The organism is Tsuneonella suprasediminis (assembly GCF_003605755.1).
Classification (GTDB): domain Bacteria; phylum Pseudomonadota; class Alphaproteobacteria; order Sphingomonadales; family Sphingomonadaceae; genus Tsuneonella; species Tsuneonella suprasediminis.
In genome coordinates this window covers 1-22,378 of record NZ_RAHJ01000019.1, presented here as the reverse complement: position 1 = coordinate 22,378, position 22,378 = coordinate 1, and the positions used below count along the sequence as shown (strand labels likewise).

Here is a 22,378-nt window from a genome sequence, read left to right as displayed (position 1 = left end):
ACTCTTTCCGATCAGGCTCAGAACGATCAGGCGATCATCCGCCCCAGCGGCTGCCCGCCGAACAGGTGAACGTGCAGGTGCGGCACTTCCTGCCCGCCATGCGCGCCGACGTTGGCCAGCAGGCGATATCCCGGTTCGACCAGCCCGTGCTCGCGCGCGATGTGGCCCACCGCGCGGACGAACCCGGCAATTTCCTCCGCCGATGCGCGCGCAGAAAAATCGTCCCAGCTCACGTACTTGCCTTTGGGAATTACGAGAATGTGCAGCTTCGCCTGCGGATTGATATCGGGAAAGGCATAAGCCCATTCGTCTTCGTAAATTCGGGTGGAGGGGATTTCTCCGCGCAGGATTTTGGCGAAAATATTGTCGTCGTCATACGGCTGTGTCGGATCGATCGGCATCGGATTATCCCTCTTGCTGGGCGCGACTGGCCTTCTCGTCGAGGCCCGATGTTCCTTCGCGGCGGTCGAGTTCGGCCAGCACATCGGCCAGCGGCACCCCCTTTTCCGCGAGCAGGACGATAAGGTGGAACAGAATATCAGCCGCTTCGCCGGTCAGTTCCTCATCCGAACCCGACAGCGCGGCGATCACGGTTTCCACCGCCTCTTCCCCCAGCTTGCGCGCAATCACCGGCAAGCCACGCGCATGAAGCTGCGCGACATAGCTCTTACCTGAATCGGCAGAGGCGATCCGCTGGCGGATCGTGGTTTCGAGGCGGGTTAGCGTATCCATCGCCGCCGCTCATGGCGGGGCGTGGGGGGCGCGGTCAAGCGATCAGTCGCGGTCGCGGCGTTTCTTCGCAGCTTGCCGCCCGACGATCAGGCCGATCACGCCCATCGCGAACAACGTCATGCTGCCCGGCTCCGGCACGGCAGCACCAGCCGCGAATGCAGGCGTTGCGGTCGCAAGAAGAACGATGGCAGGAATGTAACGCATGGCAATGCTTAACGCGTTGGAAACCATGATTCGGCAAGCGGAAATTTGCTGCCGTCCCGCAGTGGGACTGGCGGCGGCGACGGGCGGTTATGCCCGCGCGGGCAATCCCGCCGCGCGCAAGGCGTCGTGCGCCTCTGCAATGGTGTGCGTGCCGAAGTGGAAAATGCTCGCCGCCAGCACCGCGCTGGCGTGGCCTTCGGTCACCCCTTGCACCAGATGATCGAGCGTGCCCACACCGCCACTGGCGACCACAGGCACTGACACCGCATCGGCAATCGTGCGGGTCAGCGCCAGATCGTATCCCGCCTGCGTCCCGTCGCCATCCATCGATGTGACCAGCAATTCGCCTGCGCCGAGTTCGGCCAGCCGCATGGCGTGTTCGACCGCGTCGATCCCGGTGGCCTTGCGACCGCCGTGAGTGAATATCTCCCAGCGACCATCGGCCACGCGCCGCGCATCGACGCTGGCGACCACGCATTGCGCGCCCATCCGGGCAGCGATTTCGCCCACCAGTTCAGGGCGAGCGACCGCGGCGGAGTTCACCGCCACTTTGTCCGCTCCTGCCAGCAACAGCGCACGAGCATCGTCCACGCTCCGCACCCCGCCACCGACCGTCAGCGGCATGAAACACACCTCCGCCGTGCGCCGCACGATATCGAGCAGCGTGCCGCGCCCTTCGTGACTGGCGGAAATGTCGAGGAAACACAGTTCGTCCGCCCCCGCCGCATCGTAAGCGCGCGCCTGTTCGACCGGATCGCCTGCATCTTTCAGATCGACGAAGTTGACGCCCTTCACCACACGGCCATTGGCCACGTCGAGACAGGGGATCACACGAACACGAACGGTCACCCCCGTGCCCCCATCGCAATCGCCGCCGCCAGATCGAGTATCCCCTCGTACAGCGCGCGGCCAGTGATGACGCCCTCAATCCCGTCCTTCGCATGGAGCGAGAGGATATGGATGTCGTCCAGCCCCTTGACCCCACCGCTGGCGATCACCGGGATATCGACGCTGCGCGCCAGCTCCACCGTCGCATCGATATTGCAGCCTTTCAGCAACCCGTCGCGCCCGATATCGGTGAACAGCAACGATGCGACCCCTGCATCTTCGAACCGCCGAGCCAGATCGACCACGGGAACGTCCGACACTTCGGCCCAGCCTTCGGTGGCGACCATCCCGTCACGCGCATCGACCGCCACGACGATGCCGCCGGGAAATTCGCGCGCCATGTCCTTCACGAACTGCGGATCTTTCAACGCGGCAGAGCCCATTACCAGCCGGGCAACACCAAGGCCGAACCAACCCTCCACCGCTTCGCGAGTGCGGATGCCGCCGCCCAGTTGCACGTGGCCGGGAAATTCTGCGAGGATCGCTTCCACCGCCGCGCGATTTTCCGTCCGCCCGGCGAACGAGCCATCCAGATCGACCACATGCAAATGCTGCGACCCGGCGGCAGCGAACAGCATCGCCTGCGACGCGGGGTTATCGCCATAGACAGTGGCGCGGGCCATATCGCCCTCTGCCAGCCGGACGACTTCGCCGTTCTTCAGGTCGATGGCGGGGAATACGATCATGGGGCGGTGCTCTTTCCACTAAAGGCAGACTGGTGACGCACGCCTGCGTCAGCATAGGGCACAGGCCGCCAGAGGGCGATCAGGGCTGCCATGCAAGAAACCTTTCCAGCAAGGCCAGCCCATAAGTCTGGCTCTTTTCCGGGTGAAACTGAACGCCCAGCACATTGTCGCGCGCAACCGCAGCCACCAGCCCGCCACCGTGGTCGGTCATCGCGGCGATATGGTGCCCGTCGTCGGGCTGGAAATGATACGAATGCAGGAAATACGCCTCCCCCGCTTCGATCAGTTCGGCCCCGTCGTGATGCGGCATCGGGCGCACATCGTTCCAGCCCATGTGTGGCACCTTGATCGCCGGATCGGTCCGCTCGATCGGGAGCACCTCGCCTGCGATCCAGCCGAGACCCGCCGTGGTGCCATGTTCGCGCCCCTGCGTGGCGAGCAATTGCATCCCCACGCAGATGCCCAGAAACGGCACACCGTCTTTCAGCACCCGCTGTTCGAGCGCATCGACGAGACCGGGGATCGCCTTCAACCCATCGGCACAAGCTTTGAAAGAGCCCACCCCCGGCAGGACAATCCGCCGCGCGCCCGCCACGATGTCCGGATCCGCCGTGACGTGCACATGCGCCGCGCCCGCCGCCAGCAGCGCGTTGTGCACTGAATGGAGGTTACCCGCGCCATAATCGATCAGAGCCAGTGCTTCAGACATATTGGCTTTCCGCAGCCCCATCCGGGGCCGCGATCCTCGCCAGACGGGCAGCAAAGCTGCCCCCGCTGCGGGCGGCCAGTCGGCCTTGCGGATGCGGTGCATCCGGTAAGCGCGCATTAGCCACCAAGCTGCCCCTTGGTGCTGGGGATCGCGCCATTTTTGCGCGGATCGAGTTCCACCGCCGCGCGCATTGCACGGGCGAAACCTTTATAGATCGCTTCGCAAATGTGATGGTTGTTGGTGCCGTAGATCAGTTCAACATGCAGCGTAATTCCACAGGCTTGCGACACTGAATGAAACCAGTGTTCGATCAGCTCGGTATCCCATTCGCCCAGCTTTTCCTGACTGAACCCAGCGCGCCACACCAGATAGGGGCGCCCGGAAATATCCAGCGCCACCCGCGCCAGCGTTTCGTCCATCGGGGAATAGACCTGCCCATAGCGCCCGATGCCGCCCATATCGCCCAGCGCCTGTGCCAGCGCCTGCCCAAGTGCAATCGCGCTGTCTTCGGTGGTGTGATGCTGATCGACATGCAGATCGCCATTTACATGCATCGTCACATCGATCAGCGAATGGCGGCTGAATTGTTCGACCATATGATCGAGAAAGCCGATTCCCGTGGCCACGTCATAGCGGCCGCTGCCATCGAGGTTAACCTCGACGCGGATCGCGGTTTCGCTGGTGTTTCGCTCAATCTTGCCGGTACGCATGGGCAGCCGCCTATACGCACGGTTGGGTATGGTGCAAGCATTCACGCTTGACCATGCGCTTCAGTGCAGCCACCTAAGCCGCAAGATGAGTGAAGAAACACCCGATAGCCTGATCCCCTACGACGAAATCGTGCAGGAGGCGCTGCGCGCCGTCGTCGGTCGCGTCCTTGGCGAAATTGAAAACACCGGCGGTACGCTGCCGGGCGAACATCATTTCTATATCACCTTCAAGACAGGTGCGCCGGGCGTCACCATTCCGCCGCATCTGCGCGAACGGTTCCCCGATGAGATGACAATCGTGCTCCAGAACAAGTTCTGGGATCTGAAAGTCGATGAGGATGGCTTCACCGTCGGCCTCAGCTTCAACCAGATCCCGGCCAAGCTGGATGTGCCGTTTTCCGCCATCACCGCCTTCGTCGATCCGGCGGTCGATTTCGGACTGCAGTTTCAGGCCAGCCCCGAGGAACTCGATAGCGAAAGCCACGACGACGCCGAAAACGATGTCGCGGAACGCAAGCCCCACCCCGCCGTTACCGAAAGCGACGGTGGTTCGAATGTCGTGACTGTCGATTTCGGCAAGAAGAAGTAGCGGACACCGCCACCCATCGTCCGCACAGCATAGGGGGATTGCGATGTTCGGCCGCAAAAAACGCAACAAGCGCAAGGCTGCGGGCAGTCACGTAACCGATCGCGGTGCCGTGGTGGTCGATAACACCGTAACTGCCGCCACCGGCAACGATAGCGATGTTGCCGGCCCGTCTCCTAATCCGGCGACCAATCTGCTGATCCACGATGTGCTGTTGCGGGCAGGAACGCGAATCATGCGTAACTCGCTGGAAAAGGGTCTCCTTTCCAACCGCTATGGCCGCGAAAGCGCGAAAGAGATGATCGACAACCGATCGGCCAAGGCAGCGATGACGACATTTCTTGTCTCGCGCCTTGCCACCCGATCACTCCCCGGTGCGGCAATTGTTGGCACCGGCTTGCTGGCCAAAACGCTGTTCGACCGCAGCCAGAGCCGCCGTAAGGCCAAACGCAAGGGCGACCGGCAACTCCGCAGGCAACAGCGCGACAAGACATCGGACTGACGCTGCAACTCGTTGGGCAAAGCGTAAAAGGTGGAGTAGCGCGAGGGTGAGGAGTTAGGGAAGCTCATCACACGCTGTGGCTGCACGGACGTATGCAGATACGAGCGAAGCGAGCGCAGAACAGTGCGGATACCCTCACTACCGATGCCCTCTCCCCCTCGTCATTGCGAGGAGCCGTCAGGCGACGCGGCAATCCATGTACCGCCCTTGCACCATGCACCAACCGTCCCTGCAGATGGTAACGTCGCGCCTTGGATTGCTTCGCTACGCTCGCACTGACGAGCAGGTGAGGAGTTAGGGAAGCTCATCACACGCTGTGGCTCCACGGACGTATGCAGATACGAGCGAAGCGAGCGCAGAACAGTGCGGATACCCTCACTACCGATGCCCTCTCCCCCTCGTCATTGCGAGGAGCCGTCAGGCGACGCGGCAATCCATGTACCGCCCTTGCACCATGCACCAACCGGCCCGACAGATGACAACGTCGCGCCATGGATTGCTTCGCTTCGCTCGCAATGACGGGATGGTGGGCGCGATCGTAGCATCAACCACCCACTCCGTCGCAATGGATGCAATCCACCGTCCAGATTCTATTTCCCCGGCACCGATCTCCCCATCTTCCACGCCAGCAACGCCAACAACCCGCACACGCACTCTTGATTTCCGCCCCCACGATGCGGCAACAGCGCGCATGCCCGATTCCGTCCATAGCTCCGCCACGCTCGCCCGACGCGGGCTGCTATTCATCCTCTCCTCCCCCAGCGGCGCGGGGAAGACGACGATTTCACGCATGTTGCTGGAAGCGGATGACGAGATCAGACTGTCGGTTTCCGCCACCACCCGCCCGCCGCGTCCGGGAGAGGTCGATGGGGTCCACTACCACTTCGTATCCGATGCCGATTTCGACCGGATGGTGGAGGAAGACGATTTCTACGAATGGGCGCCGGTATTCGGCCACCGATACGGCACCCCTAAAGGACATATTCGCAACGCGTTGAAAGAAGGGCAGGATTTCCTGTTCGATATCGACTGGCAAGGCACCCAGCAGCTTTACCAGAAGGATCAGCAGGACGTGGTCCGCGTGTTCATCCTGCCGCCCAGTATCGACGAATTGCGCCGCCGCCTCGAATCGCGCGCGACCGATGCGGCCGACGTAATCGACAGCCGCATGGAACGCGCCCGCGCCGAAATAAGCCACTGGGACGCCTACGATTACGTGGTTATCAACGACGACGTGCAGGCCTGCTTTGCCAAAGTCAGCCAGATCCTCGCCGCCGAACGCATGAAGCGCCAGCGCCAGACCGGCCTGATCCCCTTCGTGCGCGAATTGATGAGTTAGGGCTAGGTGGGAACGCAACAAAATACACTCTTTAGAAAAGAATGTATTTAAATATTAGTCATTAGCAAAATCAGGTTCAGATCTCACAATTCCGGCGCCTCAAGATGCCGAACTACAATTGTTCACACGTCAGATAAATATTTGCCTCCATCGATATCAAAAATCGATCGCAGGCGACTACTCTTAGACAAGTTCACGATTCCACCAGACCCTGATTTCCAATGACTTAACCGAATATTGGAAATGTCTGTTTGTTCAGCTTCTTTCCCAATTTCGATCCGTTCGCCAAAGCAGTTGCGAACCCGACATTGCTGTCCTGCGAAAATGGCTTTCCCGCTAAAATAGCATCCTTCAAAATTGGAAAGAACGCCCTTATCCACCAAATCAGCTTGTGAATTACTATTTTCAAAACCAACATTCTGAAAAGTGTTGAAACGACTAGGATTGTTAATTTTTATTCCATAACCGTTACAGTTCTGAGAGGCACCACCAATCATAATTGTCTGATCGGCCCTAACCAATTCTATCCCTGTATATACTCCATTGATCTCACAATTAATAAATGAGCAATTTGATGTGTGGCCAGTGGATATGCGATTGCGGCGACCTTCATCGGCATAAACTCCCCATTTGGGCACGTGGGTCATGGAATTGTAGTTATATGAAATGAAGCACTCCAGAAATACAGCTGTCACCACACAACGTAGGTGCAACGCTTTTGAGTCAGGCGCACCCGCCTCTCGAAGATTTATGCGAGTGAAGTGCGATCTGGCTATCCCCTGCATCTTCAGAATATCGGTCGTTCCGGCGTTACCCTCCAGAGTTAGATCTTCAAGGTTGAACTGATCCACAAAAGGTTGCTTCGAGACCGGAGCAGGGAAAGCGTCGGCAAGAAAAGCCACGCCCTCATGCCTGGCTCGCAGCACCGTTTCCCGCATTCCCGCTCCCCTTATCGTAAGGTTGGATTGGGCGAGGTTTCCGAGTGCGTCGGTCAGAATAATTCCCTTCGGCAAAGTCAACATGCCGCCGCCCGACTGCTTCAGGAAACTGAGTGCTTCCATAAGTGCGGCAGTATTGTTCGTCTGCCCATCCCCGACAACACCGAACCAACTCGCCTTCACGTCGCTCTCAATATAGCGAACCCAAGCTCCCTGATGTTCCTTAAGCGTGGACCGAACATAGATTGCCTGCACACGGTCCGACGACACAATCCGGTCAGCAATCTCCAGTGTCCACCGAAACAGGCCCTCTCTCCCAGGTTCTGCTAAATAAACCAGTTGATGCGTTTGCGGATCTATTGCTGATATTGCCTTCCTGCTTCCAACCATCGGAACCGCTGGAAGCGGTCGAACTTCTGTGGCCGCAGAGCGGGAAGAAGTCGCTGTCATCGCGGCGACTCCCGCGCCTGCGATACCTCGTGAGATAAATGTTCTGCGCGTATTCATCCGCGCTGCTCCTTTGTCGAATTCACCTTTGATCCCTCAACGCCGATTCGTACGGACCGTCCGAGTGTCAGAAAAAATGCGGTAATTCACTCCTTTGAACTTCGCGTGAAGCATCCGATCTGGACTGAAACAGGAAAGCTCACCCCTCCGGCGGTTGCCACAGTTCCAGCTTCACCCCCGCCGGGTCCATCAACCACGCGAAGCTGCCATATTCGCCATCCTGCCGGTCGAGGATCGACTCCCCTTCCCTTTCGATCCGCACCACCATGCCATCGAGATCGTCGACCATCAGGTTGATCATAAACAGATGATCGCTGGGGGCCATGTAGTCGCTGTCAGCGGGGAACAGGCTCCACTGCTGGAAACCGCCCGCTGTATCGGTGAACATCGCGCTGCCCCAGTCGGTCAGATCGAATCCGAGCACACGAGCATACCATGCGCGAACCGCGTCAGGGTCTGCCGTTTTGTAGAAAACACCGCCGATTCCAAAGACCTTGGCCATGCCAGCCTCCTGCGTGGTTGGGTCAGGCAGGATAGCATGGCGCGTGGAAAGTGCGATGTCTGGAATATGCCGCACCCCGGAGAGCGACATGGGTCGTTCGCAAGTGTTATCACGCCGGTTTTCCGTATCTGGGCCGTGTGGATTGTGGGCCAGATCAGGCCGCGGATTGCTTCGCTACGCTGGCAATGACGCGATATGGAGAACTCGGCCTGCCGCGGGATTCAACTCGAAACAAACCAGCCCTCTCCGCCCTTGTCATTGCGAAGGGCGCAGCGAGGCGACGATCCGGCGGCCAGTCTTTCCTACACCGGGCGCGCCTGACACACGGGCGGGATGACCCTGCTTGCCCCCCACCCCGGAAACGACCCGTTCGAAAGTCACAGAACAGCGCTAACCGGCAAAAAACAAAGTCCACACTCGCCATCGGAAAATGGCGCGCAACTATCCGTATCGACAGGCAAACCTGCCGAAAGTCACAGTTTTCAAAACTCTCAGGAGCGTCACGCGCCCGTGTGGCTTTCAGCGCCGGAAGCGCCGATCAGTGGCCCGACGGATCGACGAAGTTGCCGGCACCGACATTGGCGTTGACCACGCCGCCATCGATCGGGATCGTCGTGCCGATCACGTAATCGCCCGCCCGGCTGAGCAGGTAGATCGCACCGGCCGCCATGTCCTCGGCCACGCCCACCCGCTTGCACGGGATGCCTTTGGACACGGTATCCTCGTTGTCCCGCGCGGCGCGGTTCATCGCGCTGGGGAAGGCGCCCGGACCGATGCCGTTGACCACGATATTGTCGCGCACCAGCCGCGCCGCCATCCGCTTGGTCAGATGGATCAGCCCGGCTTTCGACGCCTGATAGGGGTAGGTTTCCCACGGGTTGAGCTTCATCCCGTCGATGCTGGCGATCATCAGCACTTTCGCGGGGCGTTCCGGCGTGGCTGCTGCCTTGAGCAGAGGGTAGAGCTTCTGCGTCAGGAAGAACGGCGTCTTGAGGTTGAGGTCGACCGTGCGGTGCCAGCCGGCTTCGCTGAAGCTCTCGAACTCTTCGCCCCAGGCAGCGCCCGCGTTGTTCACGAGGATGTCGAGCTTGTCTTCACGACTGGCCAGTTCGTCGGCCAGCGCCTTGATCCCGTCCATCCCGCTGAGATCGCCGACCAGACCGATGACCTTGTCACCCAGCTCGGCGCTGGTTTCGTCGACCTGCTCCTTCTTGCGGGCGACAATGTAAACCCGGTCGCACCCGGCCGCGAGCAGCCCTTCGACGATCATCTTGCCGATGCCGCGGCTGCCGCCAGTGACCAGCGCTACACGGCCATCGAGGCCGAACATCTCGTTGAGGTTCATCATTGTCTCTCTCCAAATCTCACTATCGCAGGCAGTGCTCTGGCCGCGCAGGGTCAACAGACGGGATCGCGGCGATCAGTATCCGCTCATCTCCGCCACGCGTCCCGCGTGGTAGTACAAATCGCCCATAAACTCAGCCAGCGCACGGTCGCGCTTCATGTAGAGGCCGATGTCGTATTCGTCGGTCATGCCGATACCGCCGTGCATCTGCACCCCTTCCTTCACGGCAAGACCGGCTGCCTTGCCCGCCTTCGCCTTGGCGACGGAGGCCATCAGGCTGGCATTCTCCGCCCCGGCATCGAGCAGTTGCTGCGCCTTGATAACCGCCGCGCGGGCAATCTCAACTTCGGAATAGAGGTGCGCGGCACGGTGCTGCAGCGCCTGAAACTCACCGATCAGTTTGCCGAACTGCTTGCGCTGTTTCAGGTAATCGACCGTCATATCCATCGATCCGCGAGCCACGCCGACGCCTTCGGCAGCGGCACCCACGCGGCCCGCATCGAGCACCCGGTTGAGCACTGCGCGCCCGCCATCGACTTCGCCTATCACAGCATCGCCATCCAGCTCCACGTTCTCGAACGTGATGTGGCTGGCCATCGAGCTATCCACCAGCCGCACCGAATTGTGCCCCACCCCGGCGGCATCCTTCGGCACAGCAAACAGCGTGACCCCTTCGGCATCGGTTTCTCCACCCGAAGTGCGCGCGGCGACCACGATCATGTCGGCACTGGCACCCTGAACGACAAAGTCCTTCCTGCCGTTGAGACGGAAGCCATTGCCCGACTTCTCTGCCTTGCATGCAATCCGATCGGGGTTGTGCTTTGCCCCTTCGTCGATCGCCACGGCGAACACGCTGTCGCCCGCCAGCAAGCCGGGGAGATAGCGCGCTCTGAGATCGTCACTCCCCTGCCCCAGCGCGGTCGCCGCCATCACAGAGCTGGTGAGGAACGGCGACGGAGTCAGATTGCGGCCAATCTCCTCCAGCACGATGCCCGCCTCGACATGGCCCATGCCCAGCCCGCCATCGGCCTCAGGCACCAGAATGCCGGTGAAGCCCATTTCGGCCATCTGTTTCCACAGCGCATGGCCGAAGCCATCCTTGCAGCCCTTGTCGCGCCAGTGGCGCAGTTGCTTGGCGATGGCGCCCTCTTCACCCATAAACTGGGCTGCGGTGTCGGCGAGCATCGCCTGATCGTCGTCATGATACAGCGGCATGTCTTACTCCCTCTCCCCCTTTGGGGAGGGAGCCGGGGACTGGTTCGATCCGTTCCCGGCCCGTGTTGTACTTCGCACAAGGGGCACAGCGGCCCCATCTCCAAACCTTGGCCCCGAAGGGAAAGGCGGCTGCTAGGCTCCCGGCAGTTCGAGAATTCGCTTGGCGATGACGTTGAGCATCACTTCGCTGGTGCCGCCTTCGATCGAATTGGCCTTGGTCCGCAACCACGCGCGGGGTTTGGCCCCTTCGCTCGATTCGGAGCTGTCCCATTCGAGTGCGGCGGAACCACCTGCCGCCATGATGAGTTCGTGCCGCCGCTTGTTCAGCTCGGTCCCGGCGTACTTCATCATGTTCGGCTGCGCGGGATGCGCTTTGCCAACCTTAATCTCGTCGAGGAACTTCTCGCCCATCGCGGCATAGGCCAGCGCATCGACATCGAACATCGCCAGTTCGGCGCGCAGCACCGGATCGAGCGGCGCGCCCGCCGCACGGGTCAGTGTGGCGCCGATTGCGGCGGTACGGTCGCCGCCATCGGCACCCGAGATCATCTCGCGTTCGTGGCCCAGCAGGTACTTCGCCACATCCCACCCGCGGTTCACTTCGCCCACCTGTGCGGGAATGCCATCGCCATATTGCTTGGGCACCTTCACATCGTCGAAGAACGTCTCGCAGAACGGGCTGTTACCGCTGATCAGCAGGATCGGCTTGGTCGAAACGCCGGGCGTTTCCATGTCGAACAGCATGAAGGTGATGCCGCGATACTTGTCGTTCTTGTCGGTGCGGACGAGGCAGAAAATCCAGTCCGCCTTGTCGGCATAACTGGTCCAGATCTTCTGGCCATTGACGATCCAGTGATCGCCCTTGTCTTCACCGAAAGTCTGCAGCGACACGAGGTCCGATCCGCTGCCCGGTTCGGAATAGCCCTGACACCAGCGGATTTCGCCACGAGCAATCTCGTTCAGATACTTGAGCTTCTGCTCTTCGGTTCCGAACTGAAGCAGTGCCGGGCCGAGCATCCAGATGCCGAAGCTGGAGAGCGGCGAACGGGCGTTGATGCGCGCCATCTCCTCGCGCAGCACCTTGGCCTCTGCCGGGGACAGGCCAGCCCCGCCATACTCCCTGGGCCAAGCAGGCACGGTATAGCCCTTGTCACGGCAGGCTTCGAACCACGCCTTCTGCGCGTCGTTCTTGAAAGTGGCCTTGCGCCCACCCCAATAGACATCGGCATCGTCACGCACGGGTTCGCGCATTTCCGGCGGGCAGTTTGCATCCAGCCAGACGCGGGTTTCCGACCGGAACTGGTCGAGATCAGACATCGCTCTCTCCTCGTCTTACCGGCAGACCGTAGGATCGAAACCGGGGCCATCGCAAGAACTGAATTTGCACCATACCGCATTTCCCGCCTTGCCGTAGCGTCAAGCGATCAGGCGTTGACGAAACGCGGCAGGTGTCTAACGTACCGGTTATACGAAAGACCCCCGCAGAGGGGTACAGGAGAGCGATGCCAACCCTCGATTCCATCCCGCAGCGAGTCGCGCTGTCGTGACACCGCAAGCCGAAAAGCTGTCCACCCGCCTCGTACTCGCCAACGGGTTCGGTTCGGTCGCCTATGGAGTGAAGGACAACGGGTTCTCCACCTTCCTGCTGATCTTCTACAGTCAGGTGGTCGGGCTCGATGCGAAGCTGGTCAGTCTGGCGCTGATGTTCGCGCTGATCGCAGATGCATTCGTCGATCCGCTGATCGGCCATCTGTCGGACCGCACCTACACCCGTTGGGGACGGCGCCACCCGTGGCTCTACATCGCACCTTGGCCCTTGGCCTTTGCGTGGATGCTGCTGTGGTCACCACCCGACGATCATACGCATATCTTCGCTTATCTGGTGGTCGTGGCCATTCTGGTCCGAACGCTGGTATCGGCCTGCGAAGTGCCCTCGCAATCACTGGTAGCCGAACTGACGAGCGATTACGACGAGCGCACGCGCATCACCCGCTATCGCTACCTCTTCGCGTGGGCTGGCGGATTGTTCGTGTTCTTCCTTGCCAACACGGTGTTCCTGCGGGCCGATGCCAACCACGAATTCGGTCAGCTCAATCCGCAAGGATACTGGATGTTCGGTCTGGCGGGCGCGGGGATCATGGTATTCTCGGTAATCCTGTCGGCGCTGGGTCAGCACAAGCGCGTAGCGCATTTGCCTGCTACCCGCCCGGCCCCAAGCTCGCCTCTGAATGCATTGAAGGAAATCGGCGAATCTTTGCGCCATCCGGCGGCACTGATCCTGCTGGCCGCCGCCATGATCGCGATTTCCAGTAGCCAGATGACTCTGGCGATTGCCAACTTCCTCTACCTCTATGTCTGGCAGCTCAACGAGACGTTCTTCGCGATTCTCCCGTTCGTGCTGCTGGTAACGGTGCTGACCGCATTCACCACGGTGCAACCGCTGCACACCCGCTTCGGAAAACGCGCCACCGCCGTGGGAGCGGGTATCGTTTCTACTGCGGTGTGGGTCACGCCCTATATCCTGCGCTTCACGGGCGTGTGGCCAACCGAAGGTACGCCATCTTCCAGCATCCTGTTGCTGGGTTTCACGCTTGTCGCGAACTCGGCTGCGGTGATCGTGATGGTATCGGCCCAGTCGATGCTGGCCGATGTCGTTGAAGCATCGCAGCAACAGACCGGGCGACGCACCGAAGGGGTGTTCGCATCGGGATGGATGTTCGTACAGAAATGCGGAACCGCGCTTGGGATCGGTGCGACGGGTCTCCTGCTCGATTTCGCCGGGCTGCAATCGCATGCCGTGCCCGGCCAGGTCGGAGAATCGGTGATCGACCGTCTGACCATCGCCTATGCCGTTCTGGTGGCGCTCGCGGCAGCGGCATCGTCGTTCATCTTCAGTCGCTTCCCGATTACCCGCGCCGATCACGAAGCCCGCCTCAGCGCGCTGAAAACAGCGTCCTCCATCGACCCTGACGCGGAGGCAGGCCACCCCTGATAATGACCGGAAAAACCCGAATTTGACGTAACGCCTTGGCGCGCCCTGCTGGCTCTGCCACGGTCCTGAATTGAAACCGACTCGCTAAGGGCGAGCACCGAGAAGAGGAATAGCGGATATGGATTTCGACCCTACCGAACGGCAGCAACACTGGCGCGATCGGGTACGCCACTTCATCGAAAACCATGTCCGCCCACGTATGGGTGATTACGACCAGCAGGACGCCGAAGGCGAACGCTGGAAAGTGATCGATGTCATCGAAGAGGAAAAGGCCCGCGCCAAGGCGCAGGGGATCTGGAACCTGTTCATGCCGCCGCAGTGCGGCCGCGCCCACGTCGACGACACCTTCGAATTCGAAGGGCCGGGCCTGACCAACCTTGAATACGCGCTGTGTGCCGAAGAGATGGGGCGCATCGGTTGGGCCAGCGAAGTGTTCAACTGTTCCGCCCCCGATACCGGGAACATGGAGGTGCTTCACCGCTATGGCACCCGCGAACAGAAGAACCAATGGCTCAAGCCATTGATGAACGGCGAAATCCGTTCCGCCTTCCTGATGACCGAACCGCAAGTGGCATCGTCCGACGCGACCAACATCGAATGTTCGATTAAGCGCGATGGCGACGAGTATGTCATCAACGGGCGCAAGTGGTGGTCTTCGGGCGCAGGCGATCCGCGGTGCAAGATCGCCATCGTCATGGGCAAGACCGATTTCGAAGCAAAGCGCCACCAGCAGCAATCGATGGTGCTGATGCCGATGGACGCCGAAGGGGTTGAGATCGTCCGCCACCTGCCGGTGTTCGGCTATGACGATGCGCCGCATGGCCACATGGAAATCAAGCTCACCAACGTCCGCATCCCGGTCAGCAATATGTTGCTGGGCGAAGGGCGCGGGTTCGAAATCGCTCAGGGTCGCCTTGGGCCGGGCCGCATCCACCACTGTATGCGGACAATCGGCGTTGCCGAGGAAGCGCTGGCCAAGATGGCGCGCCGCCTGCAAAGCCGCGAAACTTTTGGTAAGCCGATCTATCAGCATTCGGTGTGGGAAGAACGTGTTGCCCGCGCGCGGATCGATATCGAAATGACCCGCCTGCTGTGCCTGAAGGCAGCCGATATGATGGACAAAGTCGGCAACAAGGCCGCCGCGCAGGAAATCGCCATGATCAAGGTGCAGGCGCCGACAATGGCCCTCAAGATCATCGACGATGCGATTCAGGCACATGGCGGTGGCGGTGTGTCCGACGATTTCGGGCTGGCCAAAGCATACGCCCATCAGCGCACACTGCGACTTGCCGATGGCCCGGACGAAGTTCACGCCCGCGCTATCGCCCGGATGGAATTCGCCCGCCATGCACCCGGCATGGGTAAAGACGATTCGTTCAGCTCGGGCGATCTCGGAGTCACGCGATGAAAGCCGCCGTCCTCGTCCAGCCCGGACAGCCGCTGGCGATAGAAGAGCTTTCTATCGCCAAGCCTGGCCCCCACGAAGTGCTGATCCGCACATCGGCCTGCGGCCTGTGCCATTCGGACCTGCACTTTATCGAAGGCACCTACCCCCATCCCCTGCCCGCTGTGCCGGGGCACGAGGCGGCGGGCGTGGTCGAAGCGGTGGGCAGCGAAGTCCGCACACTGAAACCGGGCGATCATGTCGTGTCGTGTCTGTCGGCGTTTTGCGGGCATTGTGAGTTCTGCGTGACAGGCCGCATGGCGCTGTGTCTTGGCGGGGACACCCGGCGTGGACCGGGAGAGGCTCCGCGCCTCACCCGCACCGGATCGGGCGAAACAATCAATCAAATGCTCAACTTGTCTGCCTTTGCCGAACAAATGCTGATCCACGAACACGCCTGTGTGCGGATCGACCCGGAAATGCCGCTCGACCGCGCCGCAGTGATCGGATGCGCGGTGACTACGGGTGCCGGTGCGGTGTTCAACGCCTGCAAGCTGGTGCCGGGTGAAACGGTGGCGGTGATCGGCTGCGGCGGTGTTGGGCTTGCTGCCGTCAACGCTGCCAAGATCGCCGGTGCCGGCCGCGTGATTGCCTGCGATCCGATGCCTGAGAAGCGGAAGCTGGCCGAAGTGCTTGGCGCGACCGATACCATCGATGCACTTGCCGAAGATGCTGCCGCGCAAGTTGTGGAAATGACCGGGGGCGGTGTCGATCACGCAATCGAAGCTGTCGGGCGGCAAACCTCTGCCGATCTGGCGGTCAAAGTGCTCCGCCGCGGGGGCACGGCCACAATCCTCGGAATGATGCCGCTTGATTGCAAGGTCGGCCTTGGTGCGATGGATCTGCTCAGCGGGAAGAAACTGCAAGGCGCGATCATGGGTATGAACCGTTTTCCGGTGGACCTGCCGCGTCTGGTGGATTTCTACATGCGCGGCCTGCTCGATCTCGACACGATCATTGCCGAACGCATTCCGCTTAGCGCTGTGAACGACGGATTCGAAAAGATGAAAAAGGGCGACAGCGCACGCAGCGTGATCGTGTTCGATCAATGAGCCAACCACCTGCAATTGACGCAGAAACTGCCTTTACCGGCACGGTAGAGCCGGAAGCCGCCGACCGTCTGGACGAAGCGAAACTGACTGCCTGGATGGAAGCCAACGTTGCCGGGTTTTCAGGCCCGTTGACGCAGGCTAAGTTCAAGGGGGGCCAGTCGAACCCGACCTACAAGCTATCCAGCCCGAGCGGTAATTACGTCCTGCGGCGTAAGCCATTTGGGAAACTGCTGCCTAGCGCCCATGCAGTAGATCGCGAATTTCGCGTCCAGTCAGGGCTGCATAAGGTCGGCTTCCCGGTCGCGCGGCAATACGGTCTGTGTACCGATGACGATGTCGTGGGATCGTGGTTCTATGTCATGGACATGGTCGAGGGTCGCACGATCTGGGACGGCGCCATGCCCGGCGCGGCCCCCGAAGAGCGTCGTGCGACCTACTTCGCGATGATCGATACGCTGGCCGCCCTGCACAAGGTCGATCTGGCCGAAGCGGGCCTTGAAGATTACGGGAAGCCGGGCAACTATTTTGGGCGGCAAGTCGATCGCTGGACCAAGCAGTATCGCCTCTCCGAAACCGACGAGTTGCCCGAGATGGAGAAGCTCATCGCATACCTTCCCGCCACTCTGCCCCGGCAAACGCGAACCAGTGTGGTTCACGGCGATTACCGTATCGACAACATGATCTTCGCACCTGACCGCGCCGAGGTGCTCGCTGTGCTCGATTGGGAGCTATCGACGCTGGGCGATCCATTGGCCGATTTCACCTATGTTTGCATGGCGTGGGTCACCGAAAACGAAGGTCGCTCCGGCGTGATGGATCTGGATCGCGCCGCACTTGGCATCCCGGAGCTGGACGAAATAGTCGAACGGTATTGTGCGGCGACAGATCGCAACGATGTGCCCGACATGAATTGGTATTTTGCCTACAACTTCTTCCGGTTGGCGGGTATCCTGCAAGGTATCAAGAAGCGGGTGATCGACGGCACTGCCAGTTCCGCCCATGCCAAGGCCATGTCGGAACGGGTATTGCCACTCGCTCAGTCCGCGTGGGCTTTCGCGCAGAGAGCAGGTGCCAGCTAACCAGTCGGTGCAGGGGTTGGCCATAAGGCCACCCCTGCCTCCTGTCGCTCAGAAGATCGTGGACCAGCGCACCGCCATACCCGCGTCATCGGCTAAAGTGGCAACATGGCCAGGGTCTTTGCGGTAGAACAGGCTGGCGCTGGCACTGCCACCCCATAGTGGGCCGCTCCACGCGATCTCCCCATCGATCTCACGTCCATAGGGAGACAAAGCCAATGTGCGGTTGCCGTAGGACACACCCAAAGTATTGTAATCATACGCAACTGGCAGTCTGAGAGTGAGCCCGCCGCTCTCTACCCGCAAGGGTTGCGATAGACGCAGCCCCACGCGATCCTGCCGGGCAAACACCCCATCCCTTTGAAGATCGAGCGACCATGCGCGACTGACCATATGCGATCCCGCGACGACCAGCCCGCTCCGATCCGCCCGCGTCCAGCCCTGTCGCAACCCACCACCTAGCCGCCAGCCTTCAGCGAAGCGCCATCCGGCTTCGGCATCGATGAACAGAGTACGCGCACCGCCACCTCCAAACGCATCGGCCAGATATGCGCCGAGCACCGTGCGCTCCTCTCCTTGCCAGGTCAGTGCCAGCGTAGTGTCGATTGCGCCGAACCGACGATCGGCGCCAAACGACAGGCTCTGTGTGCGATAGCGTTCGCGCTGGCGGCTCAGGATATTCGCTGCGTAGCGGACATCTCCGAGCCACGCCTCCCCACTGTCACCGCTAGCGGTGAAGCCCCACTGGCCCAACTTATGGCGCACTGCAAACGACACCTCAGTCGAATGAGCGAACCCGCTGTCACCACGCGCATTTCCGGCGATCAGGAATGCCGGCTGTTCCTGCCCCTGCAACTGCGCCACCAGACCATCGGATGACTCCTGAAATGCAAAGCCGATCTGCGTATCCGGAGCGATCCGCATAGCAGCCCGCGCAGCCAATACGCGTGCCTGCTGCGCCTCCTCTCGCGTAAGCCGCAACGGTGCAACCCAACCCGCCGTAGCGCGGGCACCGCCTGCCACCGAAAAGGCCAGCGAGACCCCTTTGGCCTGCACACCATGGCGGCGGGAACCGCTTTCCAGGGCACCGGTCAATCGTGGGGCGATATGCGCCACCTGCATTCGAGCGCCAAGGTCAACGTTATACGCTCTGCTATATCCATCGAGCACAATGGCACGCAGCGAGGCACCTGCCAGTGCGTCGCCCATCGCGGCCGATGCAATCGCTGTATCATCGCCCAATGGCATCGCGGTCGCCTCACCCGCCATCGCCGTGCGCCCTTGCGGAGCGAACGCCGCCGCAATGTTGAGCGTACCGTTCCCATATGTCGCATCGACACCGGTCGCGCCGAGATCGGTCGCTGAATCGAGCAGGATACGTACCATCTCTGACCCTGTCAGGTTCGGAAATGCCTGCTTCAGCAGAGCCACTGCTCCCGCTATTTGCGGCGCTGAAAAGCTCGTTCCCGCCTCCAGCAAGACATATTGCCCACTGGCGTCAGTCTGGACGTGGATTTCGCCATCCTTGTATTCGCAACAGATGCCTTCGCCCAACGCAGTGAGATAATAGGCAGCATCGTTGCCGGCCCGGTTGCTGAAATCGGAAATCCGGCCCTGTTTATCGACCGACCCCGCGATAATGACATTTGCTCCGCCCGCAGCGCGCACTCCGCTGGCAAAACCGTTGGGATTATTGGGATCGATTGTCGGGTCGCTGCCATCGCCCTCGTTTCCGGCAGATACGATAATGACTACGCCTGCTGCACTGGCATTCCGGATTGCCTGCGTCAGCGTGGCGCTCGGCCCATCGCCGCTGCCAAGGCTAAGATTGATGACGGTGGCTCCGGCAGAAACAGCCCGATTGATACCGCTCGCAATCGAACGATCGTCGAACGTGCAGCCACTTGCCGGGTCGCTGGCATTGGCTGAGGCGCAACTGCCCGGATCGTCGGCCCGAAAAGTGAGGATTGTAGAATCGAACGCAATGCCCATTACACCGGAATTGTTGCGCGCCGCGGCGGCAACCAGCGTGACCTGCGTTCCATGGCCATCGACATCCTCTATCGTCCCATTGCCCGCTACGTCCGCGCTTGCTGGGTCGATGCGTCCTGCGAATTCCGGGCTGTCGGTATCGATGCCGCTATCGACTACGGCTAGCTTCACACCCTCTCCAGTCGCGCCCTGTTCCCATGCGGTGATCGCATTATGATAGTCAGGCCCATCCGACCGGCGATATTCGGCCGTATCGAAATTGGTCGGCGGGGGAGTGGGAGCAGGGGTTGGAGTGGGTGTCGGAGACGGCGTCGGGCTTGGTGGCGGCGCGGGAGCCGGGGTGGAAATAGGCTCACCGCCCGAACCGCCGCCACATGCGCTTAGGATCGCCAGAACTCCCAAAGCCACGCCCAATCGCAACCCGCTCACGATCTTGCGAGATATATCTCGCTGCGTCCGATTGCGACCCGGCATAGCAACTCCCCTTGTAATCAACTGAGTCGAAAGACTTTACTTGCTCATGCTAAAGAGATGATGAACGCTTGTCTGCGCCTGTTTGAGGTATCGGGCCGTCGTCAGTTAGCTTGCGACTGCGCGAACCCATCGCTAGCGCAGGCGATGCTACGTCCATTTGATCTCGAATATTCAGGAACCACCTCATGTCAGAAGAGCTTGCCGCCACCATCGATGCCGCCTGGGAAAACCGTGAAGAGGTAACCCCCGGCAGCCGAGAAGTTGGCGATGCTGTGGCCGAGGCTCTCAAATTGCTCGACAATGGTGAGGCACGTGTTGCTGAGCCGGATGGTAATGGTGGCTGGACAGTGAATCAGTGGCTTAAGAAAGCGGTTTTGCTCAGCTTCCGCCTGCACGATAACCGGGTGATGGAAGGCGGCAGCGCAGGCAATCCCGCATTCGACAAGGTGCCCAGCAAGTTTTCCGGTTGGGGTGACAACCGTTTCCGCGAAGCCGGCTTCCGCGTAGTGCCCGGTGCGGTAGTGCGCCGCGGCAGCTATATCGCACCGGGCGCAGTGCTGATGCCCAGCTTCGTCAACATCGGTGCCTATGTCGACGAAGGGGCGATGATCGACACCTGGGCTACCGTCGGATCGTGTGCACAAATCGGCAGAAACGTACACATTTCAGGCGGTGCCGGAATTGGTGGCGTTCTCGAACCATTGCAGGCCGACCCGGTGATTATCGGCGATGGCGCTTTTATCGGCGCCCGCAGCGAAGTTGCGGAAGGGGTGCGGGTTGGTGAAGGAGCCGTACTTTCGATGGGCGTCTATCTTGGCGCTTCGACCAAGATCGTCGATCGCGCAACTGGCGAAGTGCATCTCGGTCAGGTCCCGCCCTATGCGGTTGTCGTGCCGGGAACGATGCCCGGCAAACCACTCCCGGATGGCACGCCCGGCCCGAACCTTTATTGCGCGGTGATCGTAAAGACGGTGGATGCCCAAACCCGGTCCAAGACAGGGATTAACGAACTGCTGCGCGACTGACGCGCCTTGCCTCCACTGCTTCCGCCGGAACATTCGCCAATCCAAACCGTAAGTTGGCAGATGAATTTTCCGCAAGCGGAGCAGTGAGAGATGGAAAAACACAACGAGCAGGTCATCGAGACAGAAACTGAGGCAAGCGCCGGTTCGAAAGAAGGCGTTGTCCGCTGGATTCTGGGCATCAGCCTTGCCCTTGCCATTGGCCTCCTGACAATCATCTGGGTTTCAGGAGCACTTTCGCAACCAGAGGATTCCTCGTCAGCAGCGACTGGACCGAATACAAACGAACGTGCTCAACAAGGCCAATAGAAATGCGTTATAGTATCGCTTGAATGCGGCGATTTCTGACCAATTTATGTGCCCTGCAATCTACGCACTCTACCTTATCCCGCAGAGGCAAAATAACGATAGAGAGCCGCTACTATCCGAGGAGCATGCACAATGAAGGCGCAATCCAAAGCACAGCAGGAGGCCGCCGGAGCCGCCTTGTCTGCCAAAAAAGGCGACAGCAAGGTGTCCGATCTTAAGGGTGCGTCAAAACAGATGTATGAATCGATGACGGAAGCACAGCTGGAAGAACTCGCGGGAACGAGCCGCGAGGGCTTACCAGAAAAGAAAAGCTAGTTTTCTGCGCTGCGAAGGGGCGTAGTGCCCCCTACGCATCCTAGGCCGTAGACTCATTAGCTGCGATCCATAACCGTGCTGAGAAGAGCTTGATGGCGGCGAGGAAGTTATCGGCGCGTTTGTCGTAGCGTGTCGCCAATCCTCTGGCGTGTTTGAGTTTTCCGAAGAAGCGCTCGATCAGGTTGCGATAGCGGTAGAGGAAGGCGCTGAAGGCGAAGCCCTTTCGTCGATTACGCTTTGCCGGGATGTTGGCGAAGCCGCCGTTGCTTTCGATCCGTGCGCGGATAGCATCGCTGTCATAGGCCTTGTCAGCCAGGAAAGTGCTGCCGGGTGGTACGACATCAAGCAGCGCTACAGCCTCGCGGCAATCGCTGGCTTGTCCTTCCGACAGATGCAGGCCGACCGGTAAACCCCGGCCATCAACCAGCGCATGGATCTTGGTAGTCAGGCCGCCCCGGGAACGTCCCATGCAGCGATTGGGGTCCCCCTTTTTAGGGTCGCACCATGCTGGTGGACCCGGATCGAGGAACTGTCGATCATGACCAGTTCGCCATCGAAAGCGGCGCTGACGGAGGACAGAAGCCGGTCCCATACGCCAGCTTTGCGCCAACGCACGAAACGGTTGTAGCACGTCGTGTATGGCCCATAGCGCTCCGGGATATCCGCCCAGGGGCTGCCTGTGCGAAACCGCCACAATATCCCATTGATCACCCGACGATCATCAACACGCGGAACACCGCGCACCTTGTTCGGCAACAACGGCTCGATCACCGACCACTCGAAATCCGTAAGCTCAAATCTGCGACGGCTCATCCAAGGATCCTTCAAATGCCTTGAAT

25 protein-coding genes are annotated in these 22,378 nt (G+C 60.5%); 10 read left to right on the top strand and 15 right to left on the bottom strand.

Annotated features, from left to right (window positions below; translation table 11 throughout):
• Positions 1-26: 26 nt before the first annotated feature.
• The 8 genes from D6858_RS09970 to hisB form a co-directional block, all read right to left on the bottom strand.
• On the bottom strand, positions 27-401 hold the full coding sequence (locus D6858_RS09970; RefSeq protein WP_120109763.1) for a histidine triad nucleotide-binding protein: 375 nt from the start codon (positions 399-401) through the stop codon (positions 27-29).
• Between the two features lie 4 nt (positions 402-405).
• Positions 406-732 (bottom strand): phosphoribosyl-ATP diphosphatase, encoded by a 327-nt coding sequence (locus D6858_RS09965; RefSeq protein ID WP_120109760.1) that lies wholly within the window; start codon positions 730-732, stop codon positions 406-408.
• Between the two features lie 42 nt (positions 733-774).
• Positions 775-936 carry a PEP-CTERM sorting domain-containing protein gene (locus D6858_RS09960; RefSeq protein WP_120110651.1) on the bottom strand — a complete coding sequence of 54 codons (162 nt, stop codon included), beginning with the start codon at positions 934-936 and terminating at the stop codon, positions 775-777.
• An 87-nt stretch (positions 937-1,023) separates the two neighbouring features.
• The gene (gene hisF / locus D6858_RS09955; RefSeq protein ID WP_120109757.1) at positions 1,024-1,785 is read right to left on the bottom strand and encodes an imidazole glycerol phosphate synthase subunit HisF; all 762 of its coding nucleotides are present in this window, start codon (positions 1,783-1,785) and stop codon (positions 1,024-1,026) included.
• A complete protein-coding gene (gene hisA / locus D6858_RS09950) occupies positions 1,782-2,510 on the bottom strand; it encodes a 1-(5-phosphoribosyl)-5-[(5-phosphoribosylamino)methylideneamino]imidazole-4-carboxamide isomerase (RefSeq protein ID WP_120109754.1) in 729 nt (242 codons plus the stop codon). Before hisA ends, hisF begins: the two co-directional genes overlap by 4 nt.
• Before the next feature lie 79 nt (positions 2,511-2,589).
• Positions 2,590-3,219: an imidazole glycerol phosphate synthase subunit HisH gene (gene hisH / locus D6858_RS09945; protein ID WP_120110648.1), complete on the bottom strand. Its 630-nt coding sequence runs from the start codon at positions 3,217-3,219 to the stop codon at positions 2,590-2,592.
• Positions 3,212-3,343 (bottom strand): hypothetical protein, encoded by a 132-nt coding sequence (locus D6858_RS16220; RefSeq protein ID WP_276308688.1) that lies wholly within the window; start codon positions 3,341-3,343, stop codon positions 3,212-3,214. The genes hisH and D6858_RS16220 overlap by 8 nt, the downstream gene beginning before the upstream one ends.
• Positions 3,336-3,929, bottom strand: a complete 594-nt coding sequence (gene hisB / locus D6858_RS09940; RefSeq protein ID WP_120109751.1) for an imidazoleglycerol-phosphate dehydratase HisB — start codon at positions 3,927-3,929, stop codon at positions 3,336-3,338. Before hisB ends, D6858_RS16220 begins: the two co-directional genes overlap by 8 nt.
• Before the next feature lie 85 nt (positions 3,930-4,014).
• On the opposite strand from hisB, the gene D6858_RS09935 reads away from it, so the two are divergent.
• From D6858_RS09935 to gmk, 3 genes are all read left to right on the top strand, one after another.
• A complete protein-coding gene (locus D6858_RS09935; protein WP_120110645.1) occupies positions 4,015-4,518 on the top strand; it encodes an SspB family protein in 504 nt (167 codons plus the stop codon).
• A gap of 43 nt (positions 4,519-4,561) precedes the next feature.
• A complete protein-coding gene (locus D6858_RS09930) occupies positions 4,562-5,017 on the top strand; it encodes a hypothetical protein (protein WP_120109748.1) in 456 nt (151 codons plus the stop codon).
• Between the two features lie 691 nt (positions 5,018-5,708).
• Positions 5,709-6,356: a guanylate kinase gene (gene gmk, locus D6858_RS09925; RefSeq protein ID WP_120109745.1), complete on the top strand. Its 648-nt coding sequence runs from the start codon at positions 5,709-5,711 to the stop codon at positions 6,354-6,356.
• Between the two features lie 122 nt (positions 6,357-6,478).
• On the opposite strand, the gene D6858_RS09920 is transcribed toward gmk, so the two are convergent.
• The 5 genes from D6858_RS09920 to D6858_RS09900 form a co-directional block, all read right to left on the bottom strand.
• A complete protein-coding gene (locus tag D6858_RS09920; protein ID WP_120109742.1) occupies positions 6,479-7,801 on the bottom strand; it encodes a glycoside hydrolase family protein in 1,323 nt (440 codons plus the stop codon).
• Between the two features lie 139 nt (positions 7,802-7,940).
• On the bottom strand, positions 7,941-8,303 hold the full coding sequence (locus D6858_RS09915; RefSeq protein ID WP_120109739.1) for a VOC family protein: 363 nt from the start codon (positions 8,301-8,303) through the stop codon (positions 7,941-7,943).
• A 538-nt stretch (positions 8,304-8,841) separates the two neighbouring features.
• A complete protein-coding gene (locus D6858_RS09910; RefSeq protein WP_120110643.1) occupies positions 8,842-9,648 on the bottom strand; it encodes an SDR family oxidoreductase in 807 nt (268 codons plus the stop codon).
• 75 nt (positions 9,649-9,723) lie between these two features.
• A complete protein-coding gene (locus tag D6858_RS09905) occupies positions 9,724-10,863 on the bottom strand; it encodes an acyl-CoA dehydrogenase family protein (protein WP_120109737.1) in 1,140 nt (379 codons plus the stop codon).
• A 132-nt stretch (positions 10,864-10,995) separates the two neighbouring features.
• The gene (locus D6858_RS09900) at positions 10,996-12,180 is read right to left on the bottom strand and encodes an acyl-CoA dehydrogenase family protein (RefSeq protein WP_120109734.1); all 1,185 of its coding nucleotides are present in this window, start codon (positions 12,178-12,180) and stop codon (positions 10,996-10,998) included.
• Between the two features lie 226 nt (positions 12,181-12,406).
• On the opposite strand from D6858_RS09900, the gene D6858_RS09895 reads away from it, so the two are divergent.
• The 4 genes from D6858_RS09895 to D6858_RS09880 all read left to right on the top strand — a co-directional run bounded on the left by D6858_RS09895 (position 12,407) and on the right by D6858_RS09880 (position 17,430).
• Positions 12,407-13,855, top strand: coding sequence for an MFS transporter (locus D6858_RS09895; protein ID WP_120109731.1), 1,449 nt, complete (start codon positions 12,407-12,409; stop codon positions 13,853-13,855).
• Between the two features lie 118 nt (positions 13,856-13,973).
• The gene (locus D6858_RS09890; protein WP_120109728.1) at positions 13,974-15,263 is read left to right on the top strand and encodes an acyl-CoA dehydrogenase family protein; all 1,290 of its coding nucleotides are present in this window, start codon (positions 13,974-13,976) and stop codon (positions 15,261-15,263) included.
• The gene (locus D6858_RS09885) at positions 15,260-16,351 is read left to right on the top strand and encodes a Zn-dependent alcohol dehydrogenase (RefSeq protein WP_120109725.1); all 1,092 of its coding nucleotides are present in this window, start codon (positions 15,260-15,262) and stop codon (positions 16,349-16,351) included. The genes D6858_RS09890 and D6858_RS09885 overlap by 4 nt, the downstream gene beginning before the upstream one ends.
• Positions 16,348-17,430 (top strand): phosphotransferase family protein, encoded by a 1,083-nt coding sequence (locus D6858_RS09880; RefSeq protein ID WP_120109723.1) that lies wholly within the window; start codon positions 16,348-16,350, stop codon positions 17,428-17,430. The genes D6858_RS09885 and D6858_RS09880 overlap by 4 nt, the downstream gene beginning before the upstream one ends.
• A gap of 48 nt (positions 17,431-17,478) precedes the next feature.
• Here D6858_RS09880 and D6858_RS09875 read toward each other — a convergent pair whose 3' ends face one another.
• Positions 17,479-19,893 carry a S8 family peptidase gene (locus D6858_RS09875; RefSeq protein WP_120109721.1) on the bottom strand — a complete coding sequence of 805 codons (2,415 nt, stop codon included), beginning with the start codon at positions 19,891-19,893 and terminating at the stop codon, positions 17,479-17,481.
• 185 nt (positions 19,894-20,078) lie between these two features.
• Here D6858_RS09875 and dapD point away from each other — a divergent pair, with 185 nt between their 5' ends.
• From dapD to D6858_RS09860, 3 genes are all read left to right on the top strand, one after another.
• A complete protein-coding gene (gene dapD, locus D6858_RS09870) occupies positions 20,079-20,918 on the top strand; it encodes a 2,3,4,5-tetrahydropyridine-2,6-dicarboxylate N-succinyltransferase (protein WP_120109719.1) in 840 nt (279 codons plus the stop codon).
• 90 nt (positions 20,919-21,008) lie between these two features.
• Complete coding sequence (locus D6858_RS09865; RefSeq protein ID WP_120109716.1) at positions 21,009-21,224, top strand: hypothetical protein; 216 nt, start codon at positions 21,009-21,011, stop codon at positions 21,222-21,224.
• Positions 21,225-21,356: 132 nt separating this feature from the next.
• A complete protein-coding gene (locus D6858_RS09860; protein WP_120109714.1) occupies positions 21,357-21,539 on the top strand; it encodes a DUF3008 family protein in 183 nt (60 codons plus the stop codon).
• Positions 21,540-21,579: 40 nt separating this feature from the next.
• Here the strand turns inward: D6858_RS09860 and D6858_RS09855 are convergent.
• A protein-coding gene (locus tag D6858_RS09855; RefSeq protein WP_120106682.1) for an IS5 family transposase occupies positions 21,580-22,352 on the bottom strand; the annotation gives its coding sequence in 2 pieces (ribosomal slippage) (positions 21,580-22,034 and positions 22,034-22,352; 774 coding nt in all).
• Positions 22,353-22,378: the final 26 nt, after the last annotated feature.